Origin of the sequence: Pseudomonas viridiflava (genome assembly GCF_900602065.1) — a bacterium.
Taxonomy (GTDB): domain Bacteria; phylum Pseudomonadota; class Gammaproteobacteria; order Pseudomonadales; family Pseudomonadaceae; genus Aquipseudomonas.
Window position 1 is genome coordinate 1 of the sequence record NZ_UWFN01000168.1, and the last position, 321, is coordinate 321.

The following is a 321-nucleotide window of genomic DNA, read 5'->3' on the forward strand; positions in this document are numbered from 1 at the left end:
ATTCTGGACTGGCTGTTCAATCAGGATTCCCTGACCCGTCGCTTGGACCGTCTGTCCGACGGAGGATTCAGCGTCATTCCGCTGTTCGAAGGCTGGCAGTCATTACGCGATGACGAATGCGCCGCACTGGCGCTGCCTGAAGCGAGCGAGGGTTGGGTTCGCGAAGTGTATCTGCTCGGCAATGGCAACCGCTGGGTCCTCGCCCGCAGCGTGGCGGCCCGCAGCGCCCTGCAGAACGGCGGATTGCAGATGGACACGCTGGGATCGCGTTCACTGGGTGAGTTGCTGTTCAGTGACCCTGCATTCGACCGTGGCCCGCTC

1 protein-coding gene is annotated in these 321 nt (G+C 62.6%); it reads left to right on the top strand.

Annotation, left to right across the window (positions count from 1 at the left end; genetic code table 11):
- Nucleotides 1-321 (top strand): chorismate--pyruvate lyase family protein (locus tag EE949_RS09030; protein WP_241152849.1); only part of this gene is annotated, 321 nt, incomplete at its 3' end.